Below are 13193 nucleotides of genomic sequence, written 5' to 3' on the forward strand. Positions count from 1 at the left end.
GTCAATGTTGATCCAGTCAATATGAGAGGATGGCCACATGGACTCCCAACCCCTCCTGACCACGGAAGAGGTCGCCTTCCGCCTCGGCGTCAAACCCGCGACCGTCTACGCCTACGTCTCCCGGGGGCTGCTCACCAGCCGCCGCAACGGCGACGGCAAGAACAGCCTGTTCGCCAAGGCCGACGTCGACACGTTCGTCGCCTCCCGCAAGCGCACCACGACACCCGCCATCCAGACCGGGATCACCCTCATCCGCGACGGCGAACTCTTCTATCGCGGGCAGGACGCCGTCGCACTCGCGCGGACCAGCACCTTCGAAGCGGTCATCAACCTACTCTGGACCGGTGATCTCCAGGACGTCCCGCTGCCGGCCACGTTCTCCCTGATCAACCTGGCTGCGGCGGTGACCGCCCCGCTGCCGGACATCGCCCGCCTCACCGACCGGATGCGGGTGATCGTCGCCGCCGCGGCGGCCGCCGACCCGCTGCGTTTCGACACCGCCCCCACCGCGGTCGTCGCCGCCGGCCGCCAGCTGATCGCCACCATGGCCCGCGCGCTGCCGTCGCGCCGGATGCCCGGGGTGATGGAGGTCAGCACGCCGCTCGCCGAGATCCTCTGGTCCCGGCTGACCCGCACGGCACCGTCCGAGGCGTCGCTGCACGGTCTCAACGCCGCGCTGATCCTGCTCGCCGACCACGACATCGCCGCGTCGACGCTCGCCGCCCGGGTCGCCGCGTCCACCCGGGCGCATCCCTACGCCGTGGTCGGTGCCGGGCTGGCCGCTCTCGACGGTCCGTTGCACGGCGTTGCGAGCGCTCTCGCGTACCCACTCCTGGCCGGCGCCGTCGGCAGGCCGGACCCGATCGCGGTGTTCGCCGACCATCTGCGGGCCGGCGGCCCGGTGCCCGGTTTCGGTCATCCCCTCCATCCCAGCGGCGACCCGCGGGCCGCGGCACTCATCGATCTGATCGCGGACGGCCCGGTCCGCCGCGCCACCGAGGACCTGGCCCGGGCCGTGCACGCCCGCTCGGGGGCCCGTCCCAACGTCGACCTGGCGCTGGCCGCGTTCGCCCTGCACCACGAGATGTCCCCGGACGCCGGCGAGGCCGTTTTCGCCCTGGCCCGCACGGCCGGATGGATCGCGCACGCCCTCGAGGAATACGCGGACCGGCCCAGCCGCTTCCGCCCGTCGAGCACCTATGCGGGCCGATCCCCGGCCTGACGGTGATCTCCCAGCGGGGGACCGGCCTAAACTCCGGGCATGACCACCGTCGATCCCGAGAACCTCCCGCTGCTGGAAGCCCTCCACTCCACACCCGCCCGGCGATACCTCTCCACCGCGGACATCCCCGACGACATCGTGCGCGCCATCCTGGACGCCGCGATCCGCGGACCGTCCGCCGGCAACGGCCAGTTCTGGGCCTGGATCGTCGTCAAGGATCCGCAGGTCAAGAAGCAGATCGCCGGGTGGTACCGGGAGGGCTGGGAGCGCCACTACGGCTCCCGCCGCGAGCAGATCCTCGCCGCCCCCGCCGGCAGCCCGATGAGCAAGACCAGCTTCCTGGCCGCCGACCACCTGGCGACCCACCTCGAGGAGGCCCCGGTCTGGATCTTCCCGGTGCTGCTGGGCGCCGCGAAATCCACCAACCCGCGCCTCGGATCCTCCATCTACGGGGCGGTGCAGCAGCTCATCCTGGCGGCGCGGGCCCACGGGATCGGCGCCACCCTGACCACCCTGCACATCGGCCACGAGGCGGACGTCCGTGAGCTGCTCGGCCTTCCCGAGGACGCGTTGACGATGGCGTTGATCCCGCTCGGCTACCCGGCGAAGGGCCGCTGGTCCCAGCCCAAGCGCCGTCCGCTGGACGAGGTGGTCCACTTCGAGCGCTTCCAGACCTCCTAGACGCGTTTCGTCATCAGGGTCCGCGTGGTGACTTGGGGCGTCGAGCGCGCCCGTATTCGTCACACCGTCATGGGTGTGTTGATTTGGGGTGTCGAGCGCGCCCGTAATCACCACACCGCCAGGGGTGTGTTGATTTGGGGCGTGCAGCGCGCCCGTATTCACCACACCGCCAGGGGTGTGGTGACTTCGGGCGTGCAGCGCGCCCGAAATCACCACGCAGACCTTGACCGCGAAAGACATCCCAGACCCTTCCCGGTGTACGGAGGCACGCCCGCGCCCGCTGTCCCCGGCGGATCGTGTGTCCACCGGTGGGCGTGCTTCGCTCGTACAGGAGCGCGGTCTTCGGGTCTGTGGTCCTGGGGTCGTGAATCCCAGGACCGCGGCGTGGTGTGCTGGGCCGTGGGTTCTCCGGCGGTCAGGTCAGCCAGGCGGCCAGGGTCTTCCCGGCACTGTCCGTGACGGTGACGCGGGCGCCCTCGCCGATCCCCGCCCCCGCGGGGTGTTCGAACAGAATCCGCCAGCTCCCGTCTCTCCGGCCGTTCTTGTCGCCGTTCTCGGTGGCGTTCGTGGTGGCGTCGCCGAGGTCAGCCGGTCCCGCCGTGGTCTCCGGGTCGTCAATGGGTTCGTGGCCGGTGCCGTTCGCATAGACGAGGCGCACCAGCGACGGCCCGAACGTCCAGGTGCCCCGGCTGACCCGCACTCTCACGTCGACGGCGTAGGGCGCGTCACCCGGTTCCGCCGCCAGTCCGGTGGCCGCCGAGACCGTCACCCGGGCATCGAAGTCGGCGGTCCGGACCACCTGTGTGCTCCCGAGCGGGTCCCGCGGGGCCCTGCTCCCGGCCTCCGCGGACTCCAGGCGCGCCGCCGTCGCCGGCCGTGAATCCGAGGCTGTCCCGGCCGGCGCGGCACTGCCGCACCCGCCGGCGAAAACGAGCAGAACGGCGACCGTCAGTGTGGTTCTACGCATTCCGCCATGCCACCGCCCTCGGCCCGGAACAACAAGCCCTCGACGGAGGGACTGCACAAAACCGACAAAAGCTAGATAACCGCATCCAACCGCCCGTCTCGCCGTTGTTCGGTGCTGAAAGCAGCCATCGCGCCCGGCCCTCAGCCGTCCGCGCCGGCGATCCGAGCCCACCCCTGCGGAAGGCGCGCCATGTCGGTAAGTCCCCCCACCCCACAGGGGCGTCACCCCAAGCCCTCAGCGGCCCGCCCCACCGTGCCCCCTCCCGTAACGCCCCGCCATGCTGCTGCCCGGCCCGAGCCGGGCCCGGCCGCGTCGTACCCCGCGCCCTACTCCGCGGCCGCTCGCCCCGCGCGCCGTCCGAACGCCACCCATGCGGCGCTCCATCCCGCCGCGGCGCACTCGGCATCCCCTGCCGGTGGCGTCCATCAGCCGGCCCGTGCCGGGCAGACGTACGCGGCCGGCCGCACCCTGCAGGGGAGCCCGGGCGTCCATGACGGGAATCCTCGCCCTGTGCCCCACGCCGGTGACGGTGCTCCCGGCTCGGCGACTCCTGCCCCCGGCGCGCCCGCGCAGGCAGCGACCAAGATCTTCGATGTTCCTGCTGGTCTGCGCCCCGTGGCGGGGCAGGAGAATCCCGCGTCGGCGCCGACGGCCATCTTCTCCAGGCCGGCTGGGCTACGTCCGGTAGCCGGCCTGGAGAACCCGGTATCCGCCCCGACCGCGATCTTCACCGCTCCCGCCGATCTCCGGCACAGCCCCGGAGCGGGCGTCTCCCCGGAAACCCTCAGGGCGCAGCCGGGCCGCCCCGGTACTCCCGGGCCGCACGGTTCCTCCTCGGCGGCGACGGCTCTCCTGCCGGTGACGCCCGCCTTCCCCGCTGCGGCCGTCGCCCCTGCGAAGCCGGCTGTCTCTCCGGCGCCCTCCGGCCCGGGGCGGGCGTCCGGCACCTACGGTCCCGCAGCATCTCCGACCGTGCCGCCAAGGGTTCCCGATCGCCCCGGAACCGGTCCGAAGCCTGCCCGCCCCGCTCTCGATCAGACGATGCGTATCGACCTCCCCGCCGGACGACAGTTCACGGCGGACCCGTCGTCCCGCCCGCCCGTGGCCTCGCCGGCCGGCGCGGCGTCCGGCCCGTCCGCGACTCTTGTCGATATCGGGCGGCCGGGCGAAGCGGCCGGTCACCCCGGGGGTTCCGACGTGCTCGTCCTGCCCGGCATGGCGGAGGTTCCCGGCCGGGAGGGCGTGACCGGCGCGAGGCGGGAGACGCCGTCCGGTGGCGGCGGGCGACTCTTGAGCGTGGCGTTCGCGGCGAGCGGCCTGATCGTTGCGCTGCTCGCCGGGTGGGCGTTGCTGAACAGCGGCACCGAACTGTCCTCGCCCGTGGTCAGCGAACCGACGGCGACGTCCGGACCGGACGCGCGATGGCGAGAACCCGGGATGCCGCAGCCCTACGACGCAGGCCCGCAACCCACGTTCACCACACCGCCGTACGGGGGATGACCGCCCGGCCGGCCAGGCGACCTCAACCGGGCTGGTCGATGCGTTCGAGCCACCGGTCGAGCAGGGCCGTCTCCATCGGTTCGAGTCGATCGGTGCCGGTCAGGGCGAGCTGAGATCGCAACTGGCGCGCGGCGGCCCGTACCGGATCAGGTCCGCTCGCCGCAGCCGGTTCGGTGAGGACGGCGGCGAAGACGGCGTCGCGCGCCGTGTGTGACAGGGCGGGATCGTCGAACAGCGCGGGTTGAGCGATCCGGCTGAGGGCGACACCGATGTTGACGGGCAGGATGAGCCGGGCCGCCGCCGGTGGTGTCGTGGCGAGGAATCCGCCGGCGGCGCAGCGCAGCAAGGTCGCCTCGAGCAGCTCGAGGATGCGCTGGTACGCCGATGCGGCCGACCGTGGCCGGGGCGCGAACATCAGCCGATAGAGAGCGGGGTTCTCGGCGGCGAAGGCCATGTGGTCGTCCCAGCCGGAGTGCAGGTCGGCCACCGGGTCGCCGGAGACCTCCAGTTCGGACTTGCGCCGGGAGTAGCGGTCGAAACCCGCGTCGGCAACGGCGTCGAGGAGACCCCGTTTGTCGCCGAACAGCCGGTACAGCACGGGCTGACTGACGCCGGCCTCCTCGCTGACCGCCCGGGTGGCGATGTCACCGTCCGCCGACGCGACGAGTTGCCGCTCGGCCGCCTCGACCAGCGCCCGCCGGACTCGCGCGTCGTCGGCCGGGCCGTCGGCGTCACGCCGCCGGCGGGGACGGCCCGGGTATTCCGCATCGTTCATGAATCAATGCTACGTCACATCGCTACCAGCGATTCGGTCATCATGCTACGGTCGTCGTATCGGCGGTACGGTTAGTCGCTATCGCCACTACGATCTTGGGTGGAAACCATGGCAGATCAACGAGTTGCCGTCGTCACCGGCGCCTCACGAGGCATCGGTCGCGTCATCGCCACCTCACTCGCCGCCGCCGGGCAGGCCGTCGTCGTCGGCTACGCCGGTGACGAGGCCGCCGCGACAGAGGTCGTCGACGAGATCACCACGGCCGGCGGGCAGGCCGTCACGGCCCAGGCCGACGTTGCCGACCCGGACGCCGTCGCGGCGCTGTTCGACACCGCCGCGCAGACGTTCGGCGGCGTCGACGTCGTCGTGAACTCCGCCGGCCGGCTCTACCTCTCCCCGATCGCCGAACTGGACCTGGACAGCCTCGACGCCCTGCACCGCACCAACATCCGAGGCACCTTCGTCGTCGCCCGCGAGGCAGCCCGCCGCGTGCGCCGGGGCGGGGCAGTCATGATGCTGTCCACCTCGGTCGTCGGCCTGCAGTTCCCCGGCTACGGCGCCTACGCCGCGAGCAAAGGCGCGGTCGAGGGCATGACCCTGATCCTCGCCCGGGAGATGCGCGGACGGGACATCACCGTCAACACCGTCGCCCCCGGCCCCACCGCCACCGAACTGTTCCTCGAGGGCAAGGACGAAGCCACCGTCGAGCGCCTGGCCAAGCAGCCCCCGCTGGAACGACTCGGCACGCCGGCCGACATCGCCGCGGTCGTCGCCTTCCTGGCCGGACCCGGCGGCCGCTGGGTCAACGGTCAGATCATCCGGGCCAACGGCGGGATCATCTGATGGCCGTCGTGCTCGTCACCGGCGCCTCCAGCGGCTTCGGCCGGCTGACCGCCCAGACCCTGGCCCGCGCCGGGCACACCGTCATCGCGGGCATGCGCGCCACCACCGGCCGCAACGCTCCCGCCGCCGCCGAGTGCGACGAACTGGCAGCCGCGGAGAACCTCGCGATCTCGGCGGCCGAGCTCGACGTCCAGTCGTCATCGTCGGCCGAGGCCGCCGTCATCGGGATCGTCCGGCGCCACCACCGTCTCGACGTCGTGGTGCACAACGCCGGGCACATGGTTCTCGGACCCGCCGAGGCGTTCACCCCCGAGCAGCTCGCCGGCGTCTACGACGTCAACGTGCTCGGCACCCAGCGGGTCAACCGGGCGGCGCTGCCGGTCATGCGCGATCAGGGGTCCGGGCTTCTGCTCTGGGTCGGCAGCTCCTCGACCCGCGGCGGCCACCCGCCGTTCCTGGCTCCCTACTTCGCCGCCAAAGCGGCGATGGACGCCCTGGCCGAAAGCTACGCCGCGGAGCTGATCCGGTTCGGCATCGGCACCACCATCGTGGTCCCCGGCGCCTTCACCTCCGGCACCAACCATTTCCTGCACGCCGGCCGCCCCGAGGACCAGGAGCGGGAAGCCGCGTACGAGGAGAACTACGGCCGGCTCCGCGCCGAGATCGACCAGCGACTGGCCGCCCTGATCCCGCCGGACGCCGACGTGCAGTCGGTGGCCGACGAAATCACCCGGGTCGTCGGGCTGCCGGCCGGCGAGCGCCCGTTCCGTACCCACGTGGACCCGAGCCGCGACGGCAGCGAGGTGGTGTCGGCCGTCGCCGACCGTGTCCGCAGCGAGTTCTACCACCGCATCGGCATCGAGGACCTGCTGTCCCCGAACGCCGCTCTCTGAAGAATCCATCCGCATCGTACGAAAGGAACAGCAACCATGCCGTTCGCCAACCTGAAGGTCCCCGCCGACACCCTGACCCCGGAGTCGAAGAAGAAGCTCATCGACGCGGTCACCGACGCCTACGCCGACGTGTACGGCGAACGGGCCCGCGCGACCACGCTCGTCCTGGTCGACGAGGTCGTCGAGGGCGGCTGGGGCCTGGGCGGAAACGTCCTGACCGCGGAGATGCTCGGCAAGAGCTGATCCCGAACAGCCGTACGTGGGCGCGGCTACCACCTCGCCCACGTATGGCCCCGTCCCCATCGAATAGATCAACTCGCCGTTCCCGGTCCGCCGTTTCCGGTCCGCCGTCTCTGGTCCGGCGTTTCCGGTCCGCCGTTTCCGGCCTGCCGTTTCCGGTCTGCCGGACCAGGTGGCCGGGTGGCTATGGGCGTCAGGTGGGTTGGGATGTGAGCAGGGGGCGTACCAGGGTGGCGAACTCGTCGGGGCGCTCCAGCTGGGGCATGTGACCCGTGTCCGGGAACAGGTGGGTGCGGGCATGCGGGAACGCCACCCGGGCCGCGGCCAGGTGGGTGCTGGGGAGGATGAGGTCACGGTCGCCCCAGACGATCAAGGTGGGGCGTGGGTGGGCGGACACCCGGCGCAGCAGGTCGGCGCGCCAGGCGGGGGCGACGCCGCGCAGGCCGCCCAGCGCCCGCGCGACCTCCAGGTAGACCGGGGCGAAGTCGGGCTGGCGGGCGATCCGCAGCGCCGTCGCGACGCGTTCGGGCGTGACCAGGGCGCGGTCGGCGAACAGGGTGCGTTCCAGACGGGGCACGGTGCGGGCGTCGATGCGGCGCAGCAGGCGGCGGCCCAGGCCGGGGACGGCGAGCAGGCGCAACGCCAGAGTGACCTCCTTACCGAAGCCCGCACTGTTGACCAGAGTCAATGTTGATACCGCGTCGGGTCGTGTCGTCAACATGGACATCGCCACTGCGCCGCCCAGCGAGTTGCCCACCACGTGCACAGGACGGGTCTCGCCGAGGGCGTCCAGAACGTTCCAGACCGCGGCGGCCAGCACCGGCAGCGTGGTGGGTTCGGGCACCCGGCCGGACAGGCCGAAACCGGGCATGTCCAGGCTGATCACGCGGTGGTCGGCGTCCAGCCGTTCATGTTGCGGTGCCCAGTCCTCCAGGCTGCGCCCGATGCCGTGGAGCAGGACCACCGGAGGAGCGTCCGGATCGCCTGTCTCGTGGATGCGGACGTCGGCAGCGCGTACCCGCAAGAACCTCATCGCCGGACCACCGATCGTGCGGAAGTGCCGCCGCGGGCTGTGGTGAGCGCGCGCACGATCCGTGCGTGACCTACCGGCATCAGCCTGGCCAGCAGATCGGGCACCTTGGCGCTGGCCGCGATGAGCAGGCGGGCCTTGCGCTTCGCGACGGCTCGCAGAATCAACTCCGCGGCCTTGTCCGGGGGAAAGCTCAGCAGCGCGGCGAACAGGCGGCGGTTCGGCTCGATCTCCTCCTCGGGTACGCGTGAGCCGACCAGCGCGTTCTCGGCGATCCGGGTGCGGATCCCACCGGGGTGGACGGTGGTCACGCCGACACCCCGCTCGGCGAGCTCGCCACGGAGCGACTCGCTGAGCCCGCGGAGGGCGAACTTGCTGGCGGCATACGCGGACTGGCCGGGCGGTGCGATCAGCCCATACAGGCTGGACATGTTGACGAGATGACTGCCGTGGGAGGCCGTCAAAGCTCCCATCAACATGTGCGTCAACATCATGGGCGCTCGGAAGTTCACGTTGACGACCTGTTCGAACTGCTCCAGCGACACCTGGTCGAAGCGGCCCCCCAGCGCGATCCCGGCATTGTTGATCAGCAGTCCGATGGCGGGATGCTCAACGCGGATGCGGTCGGCGAGGTCCTCGACCACGGAACGGTCCGCGAGGTCGGCCACCATCGTGCGAACCGGCAGCCGAGGGTAGGCGCGGCGGATTCGGGAGGCGACGGCGTCGAGGAGTTCCGGGTCGATGTCCACAAGGATCAGGTCACTGCCCCGGAAGGCCAGTCCGTAGGCGAGGTGCTCACCGATGCCGCCGGCCGCGCCGGTGACGACAGCGGTGCGGCCGGCGAAGCGATATTCGTCAAGCCGGGTCACGAGCCCACCTCTGTCTCTCGCCCGTCGCCCGAACCCGGCCCTGGACCCTCCGGTGGGGAAGGGACGCTCGGCGCAGCCGGGGCGACGGCCGGGGCGACGGCAGGGGCGACGGCCGGGGCGACGGCAGGGGCGACGGCCGGGGCGATGCCCGGGGCGACGGCCGAGGGCTGCACGGCGACCTGCTGATCCGACGGCGCCAGAGGCTGCGCCGAGTTCAGCGGCGTGGGCGGTAGTTCCAGCTCAGGCGGCGTGGGCGGTTGTGCTGAGTCTGATGGCATGAGCATGGCGGACGGCGCGAGTGGATGAGCCGGAGCTGGAGCCGGGGCCGGGGCCGGAGCTGGAGCTGGGCCTGGGGCTGGGGCTGGGGCTGGGGCTGGAGCTGGAGCTGGAGCTGGAGCTTGTGACATGGACGGTGTGGACGGCCTGGCAGCGACGGATCGAGTTGAGGGGAACGTTGAGGTGGACGGTCGACGCGTGAACGTCATTGATCTGGTCACGTCGGTGAACGGGGCCGTCAAGGCGTCCAACAGGTAGTTCTGGCGCATGTGCCACGGATCATGGGCGCCCTGCTTCGGGAACTGATCCAACGAACGCAGGACGTAGCCCGACGTCAGGTCCAGCAACGGCTGGTCGCCGACGACGGTCGGGGACGGAGTCGCGGTCGCCAGGCCGTGGCGGGACATGTGGTTCAACAGGCGCATCACGTACCGGTGGGAGAGGTCGGCCCGCAGGGTCCACGACGCGTTGGAGTAGCCGACGCAGAATGCGAAGTTCGGAACACCACTCACCATCAAGCCGCGGTACGCGACACGCTCGCCGATCCGCATTGATGCACCATCCACTGTCACGTCAACACCACCGAGTGGCTGAAGACGCAAGCCGGTCGCCGAGACGATCACGTCGGCTTCCAGGACCCGGCCGGAGCGCAACCGGATGCCCTCCGGGACGAGCGCCTCCGCATGATCCGTGACCACCGACACCCGCCCTTCGGCGATCGACCGATACAGATCACCGTTCGGGACAACGCAGAGACGCTGGTCCCACGGGTCGTACGCCGGCTTGAAATGCTCGTCGACGTAGGCAGGGTCTTTCAGATAACCGATCGCGATCTTGCGCAGAGCCCGGCGCATCATGTCCGGGCGGCGCCGGGCCAGCTGGTAGAAGAACGACGTCAACACGATGTTCTTGCCGCGGGCGACCCGGCTCGCGGCGGCCGGCGGCAGTACCCGGCGGGCCAGGTCGGCGACGGCGTCGCGGTCCGGCAGCGGGGCGATGTAGGACGGCGACCGCTGCAGCATCGTCACGTGCGCGGCCTTCTCGGCCAGCGCCGGGACCAGGGTGACCGCGGTTGCGCCGCTGCCGATCACCACGATGCGCCGCCCGCGGTGGTCGAGGTCGTCCGGCCAGGACTGCGGGTGGACGAACCGGCCACGAAAGTCGCCGACGCCCGGAAAGTCCGGTTGGTAACCCTGGTCGTACCGGTAATAGCCGGTGCAAGAGTAGAGGAACCGGCAGGTCAGGACCTCACCCTTGGCGGTGTGCACGCTCCACAGGGCCGATTCCGAAGACCAGTCAGCCTGTACGACCTGAGCACCGAACCGGATGTGCGGGGTGATGCCGGCCTCGTCCGCGGTGTCCCGGATGTAGCGGCGGATCTCGTCCCCGGTGGCGAGGGAACGCGGGCCCCGCCACGGCCGGAACGGGTAACTCAACGTGAACATGTCCGAGTCTGATCGGACACCGGGGTAGCGGAAGAGGTCCCAGGTGCCACCGGTGGCATCCCGTGCCTCGAGGATCGTGTACGTGTCGCCGGGCCGCTGCTGCCCCAGCCTCCAGGCCGCCCCGATCCCGGAGAGGCCGGCGCCGATGATGATCACGTCGAAGTGGGTCACGACGCGACTCCCGACCAGGGCGGAACGCCGGCGCCGGAGATCCGTATCCCGCCCCACGGATCCGGCTCGCCCAGTCGTACCGCGATCGGCGTCCCGCCGGGCAGCACGATCCGTCCCGACGAAGCCCCGGCGCTCACCTGCTCCCGCAGCGCCGCGTGCGGCCCGGTCCGCCCGGCCCAGCGGAACCGGCCCTCGACCGGCTCGAACCGTGCCGACATCCGCACGTCAACGTTGATCGGTGGCCCGTCGTCAACGTGCAGAGTGGCCGGTCCGCGGTACTCGTCATCGTCGATGCTCCGCATGCCATCCTCCGTTGGTGGAGTTGGTGGAGTTGGTGGAGTTGGTGGAGTCGGATAGGTGATGAGGTGGTGGGAAGGGCGTGTTCAGGCGGGCGAGAAATCAGGGCGAACCAGGCGAGATGACGGTCTTGCCCGTAGGTGCATCGGGCGTGCCCGGGATGCCGGCGATGCCGCCCCAGAGGAACGTGGTCAGGTATTCACCGAGCGCCTCCCGGCTGATCGGCTGCTGTTGCCGTAGCCACCAGTCGCCGACCGACTGGACGTAACCGACCACCCCGTAGGCCCACGGCAGTGACGCTCCTGAGTCCAGGCCGCGGGCCCGCAGGCGATCCCCGAAGATCCGGGCCAGGCCGCTGGCCACGGTGTCCACCACATCGGCGACCACGTCGCGGCGGCGGGCGATGTCCGGCTGGTGGACCACGAACCGGTACAGGTTGAGGTCGTTCTCGATGTGCGCCAGGTAGACGTCGATGGCGGCGGCGATCACGGCCCGCTCCTCGCGAACCGTGGCGACGGCAGGGACGATCGCCTCGAGCACCATGGCGCCGGCCCGCTGTCCGACGGCGAGCCACAGCTCCGACTTGTCGGCGAAGTACCGGTACAGCACGGGTTTACTCACTCCGGCGTAGGCGGCGATGGCCTCCATCCCGACGTCCGGCCCGTGCAGCCTGATCGCGTCGATCGCGGCGGTGGTTAGTTCGGCCCGCCGCTGCTCCCGGTGGCTGTCCCACCGCCCCCGCCGCCCATCAGGCCGCACACTGCCCGTCGAGCCCGTCGAGCCCGTCGAGCCCGTCGAGCCCGTCGAGCCCGTCGAGCCCGTCGAGCCCGTCGAGCCCGTCGAGCCCGTCGAGCCCGTCGAGCCCGTCGAGCCCGTCGAGCCCGTCGAGCCGGACGGGCCTGACGAGGTTGACAAGGTTGACGGGCCGAGATGTGTTGACTGGATGACTTGAGCCGACGGGGTTGACGATGGTGACGTCGAGCCGGCTGGGGCGGGATTGACGGGCGGAGTGACCGGGCTCATAGTCTTAGAAGTAACTGTTACCCGAGGTAACGTCAACCCGGGGGCCGTGATGACCGACAGGGACCACACCGCCGAACGTCTGCTCCGCTCCTCGGCCGCGCACTCCTACGACCCGGCCGTCGAGATCGACTGGGATGCGCCGCTCGTCCCCGGCAAGTACTTCGTGCCGCCGCACCGGTCCAGCCTCTACGGCACTCCGATCTGGGAGCGGCTCTCCCCGGACCAGCGGATCGAGCTCACCCGGCACGAGGCGGCCAGCATCGCCGGCCTCGGCGTCTGGTTCGAGACGATCCTCATGCAACTGTTGATCCGCGACTATTTCCGGCAGGATCCGACGGCGCCGCACGCGCAGTACGCGCTCACCGAGATCGGCGACGAATGCCGCCACTCGGTGATGTTCGGCCGGATGATCGCGAGCCTCGGCACCCCCGTCTACCGCCCGTCCGGTTTCGATCACTGGCTGGGCAGCTGGATCGCGCATACCGGGACCGGTCCGCGGATGTTCGCCGCGATCCTGATCGCCGAGGAGATCCTGGACACCCTGCAGCGCGAGGCGATGACCTGCGAGGACGTGCAGCCGCTGGTCCGCATGGTGTCCCGCATCCACGTCGTCGAGGAGGCGCGGCACGTCCGGTACGCGCGCGCCGAACTGGCCCGCCAGATCCGCACCGCCGGCCGGGGTCGGCTGACCTTCGACCGCCTGGTGATCGGCCGGGCGGCATGGTTGACCGGAATGCGCCTGATCGACCCACGTGTCTACCGCGCCGTAGGCATCGCCCCCGAGGTTGGCCGCCGGGCCGCCCGGACCAACCCGTACCACCGCGAGACCTTGCAATGGGCAGCCGAGCGCGTGGTCACCTACCTCCAGGATCTGGACCTGATCACCGGCCCCGGCGCGACCCTATGGCGCGCTTCAGGCTTGCTGCCCCGCTGAAATCAACCCTTCATCCTGTACGCGCGA

At 70.9% G+C, this 13193-nt stretch carries 13 protein-coding genes and 1 pseudogene; 7 read left to right on the plus strand and 7 right to left on the minus strand.

Going from position 1 to position 13193, the window contains the following annotated elements; genetic code table 11:
• The first annotated feature begins 37 nt into the window (after positions 1–37).
• A complete protein-coding gene (locus QSK32_RS04530) occupies positions 38–1222 on the plus strand; it encodes a citrate synthase family protein (RefSeq protein WP_285471265.1) in 1185 nt (394 codons plus the stop codon).
• Between the two features lie 39 nt (positions 1223–1261).
• On the plus strand, positions 1262–1903 hold the full coding sequence (locus QSK32_RS04535) for a nitroreductase family protein (protein ID WP_045747860.1): 642 nt from the start codon (positions 1262–1264) through the stop codon (positions 1901–1903).
• Between the two features lie 415 nt (positions 1904–2318).
• Here QSK32_RS04535 and QSK32_RS04540 read toward each other — a convergent pair whose 3' ends face one another.
• Positions 2319–2870 (minus strand): hypothetical protein, encoded by a 552-nt coding sequence (locus QSK32_RS04540; RefSeq protein ID WP_285471266.1) that lies wholly within the window; start codon positions 2868–2870, stop codon positions 2319–2321.
• A 1041-nt stretch (positions 2871–3911) separates the two neighbouring features.
• On the opposite strand from QSK32_RS04540, the gene QSK32_RS04545 reads away from it, so the two are divergent.
• Positions 3912–4370, plus strand: a complete 459-nt coding sequence (locus QSK32_RS04545) for a hypothetical protein (protein WP_285471267.1) — start codon at positions 3912–3914, stop codon at positions 4368–4370.
• Positions 4371–4392: 22 nt separating this feature from the next.
• Here QSK32_RS04545 and QSK32_RS04550 read toward each other — a convergent pair whose 3' ends face one another.
• Complete coding sequence (locus tag QSK32_RS04550) at positions 4393–5145, minus strand: TetR/AcrR family transcriptional regulator (protein ID WP_285471268.1); 753 nt, start codon at positions 5143–5145, stop codon at positions 4393–4395.
• Between the two features lie 108 nt (positions 5146–5253).
• Here QSK32_RS04550 and QSK32_RS04555 point away from each other — a divergent pair, with 108 nt between their 5' ends.
• From QSK32_RS04555 to QSK32_RS04565, 3 genes are read left to right on the plus strand one after another with little or no spacing between them, the layout of a single operon-like run.
• Positions 5254–5988 carry an SDR family oxidoreductase gene (locus QSK32_RS04555; protein WP_285471269.1) on the plus strand — a complete coding sequence of 245 codons (735 nt, stop codon included), beginning with the start codon at positions 5254–5256 and terminating at the stop codon, positions 5986–5988.
• Positions 5988–6881: an SDR family NAD(P)-dependent oxidoreductase gene (locus tag QSK32_RS04560; RefSeq protein ID WP_285471270.1), complete on the plus strand. Its 894-nt coding sequence runs from the start codon at positions 5988–5990 to the stop codon at positions 6879–6881. Before QSK32_RS04555 ends, QSK32_RS04560 begins: the two co-directional genes overlap by 1 nt.
• Before the next feature lie 36 nt (positions 6882–6917).
• Positions 6918–7124, plus strand: a complete 207-nt coding sequence (locus QSK32_RS04565; protein ID WP_045747865.1) for a tautomerase family protein — start codon at positions 6918–6920, stop codon at positions 7122–7124.
• A 190-nt stretch (positions 7125–7314) separates the two neighbouring features.
• On the opposite strand, the gene QSK32_RS04570 is transcribed toward QSK32_RS04565, so the two are convergent.
• The 5 genes and pseudogenes from QSK32_RS04570 to QSK32_RS04590 all read right to left on the minus strand — a co-directional run bounded on the left by QSK32_RS04570 (position 7315) and on the right by QSK32_RS04590 (position 11968).
• Positions 7315–8154, minus strand: a complete 840-nt coding sequence (locus QSK32_RS04570; RefSeq protein ID WP_285471271.1) for an alpha/beta fold hydrolase — start codon at positions 8152–8154, stop codon at positions 7315–7317.
• A complete protein-coding gene (locus QSK32_RS04575; RefSeq protein ID WP_285471272.1) occupies positions 8151–9020 on the minus strand; it encodes an SDR family NAD(P)-dependent oxidoreductase in 870 nt (289 codons plus the stop codon). The genes QSK32_RS04570 and QSK32_RS04575 overlap by 4 nt, the downstream gene beginning before the upstream one ends.
• A gap of 461 nt (positions 9021–9481) precedes the next feature.
• A pseudogene (locus QSK32_RS04580) lies at positions 9482–10912 on the minus strand (flavin-containing monooxygenase); the annotation flags it as partial.
• Complete coding sequence (locus QSK32_RS04585) at positions 10909–11214, minus strand: DUF4873 domain-containing protein (RefSeq protein WP_045747868.1); 306 nt, start codon at positions 11212–11214, stop codon at positions 10909–10911. The pseudogene QSK32_RS04580 and the gene QSK32_RS04585, both read right to left, overlap by 4 nt.
• 97 nt (positions 11215–11311) lie before the next feature.
• Positions 11312–11968, minus strand: a complete 657-nt coding sequence (locus QSK32_RS04590; protein ID WP_045747878.1) for a TetR/AcrR family transcriptional regulator — start codon at positions 11966–11968, stop codon at positions 11312–11314.
• A gap of 313 nt (positions 11969–12281) precedes the next feature.
• Here QSK32_RS04590 and QSK32_RS04595 point away from each other — a divergent pair, with 313 nt between their 5' ends.
• Positions 12282–13166 (plus strand): AurF N-oxygenase family protein, encoded by an 885-nt coding sequence (locus QSK32_RS04595; RefSeq protein ID WP_285471273.1) that lies wholly within the window; start codon positions 12282–12284, stop codon positions 13164–13166.
• The last annotated feature ends 27 nt before the right edge of the window (positions 13167–13193 follow it).

The sequence above is a fragment of the Actinoplanes sp. NBRC 101535 genome (assembly GCF_030269225.1).
GTDB lineage: Bacteria > Actinomycetota > Actinomycetes > Mycobacteriales > Micromonosporaceae > Actinoplanes > Actinoplanes rectilineatus.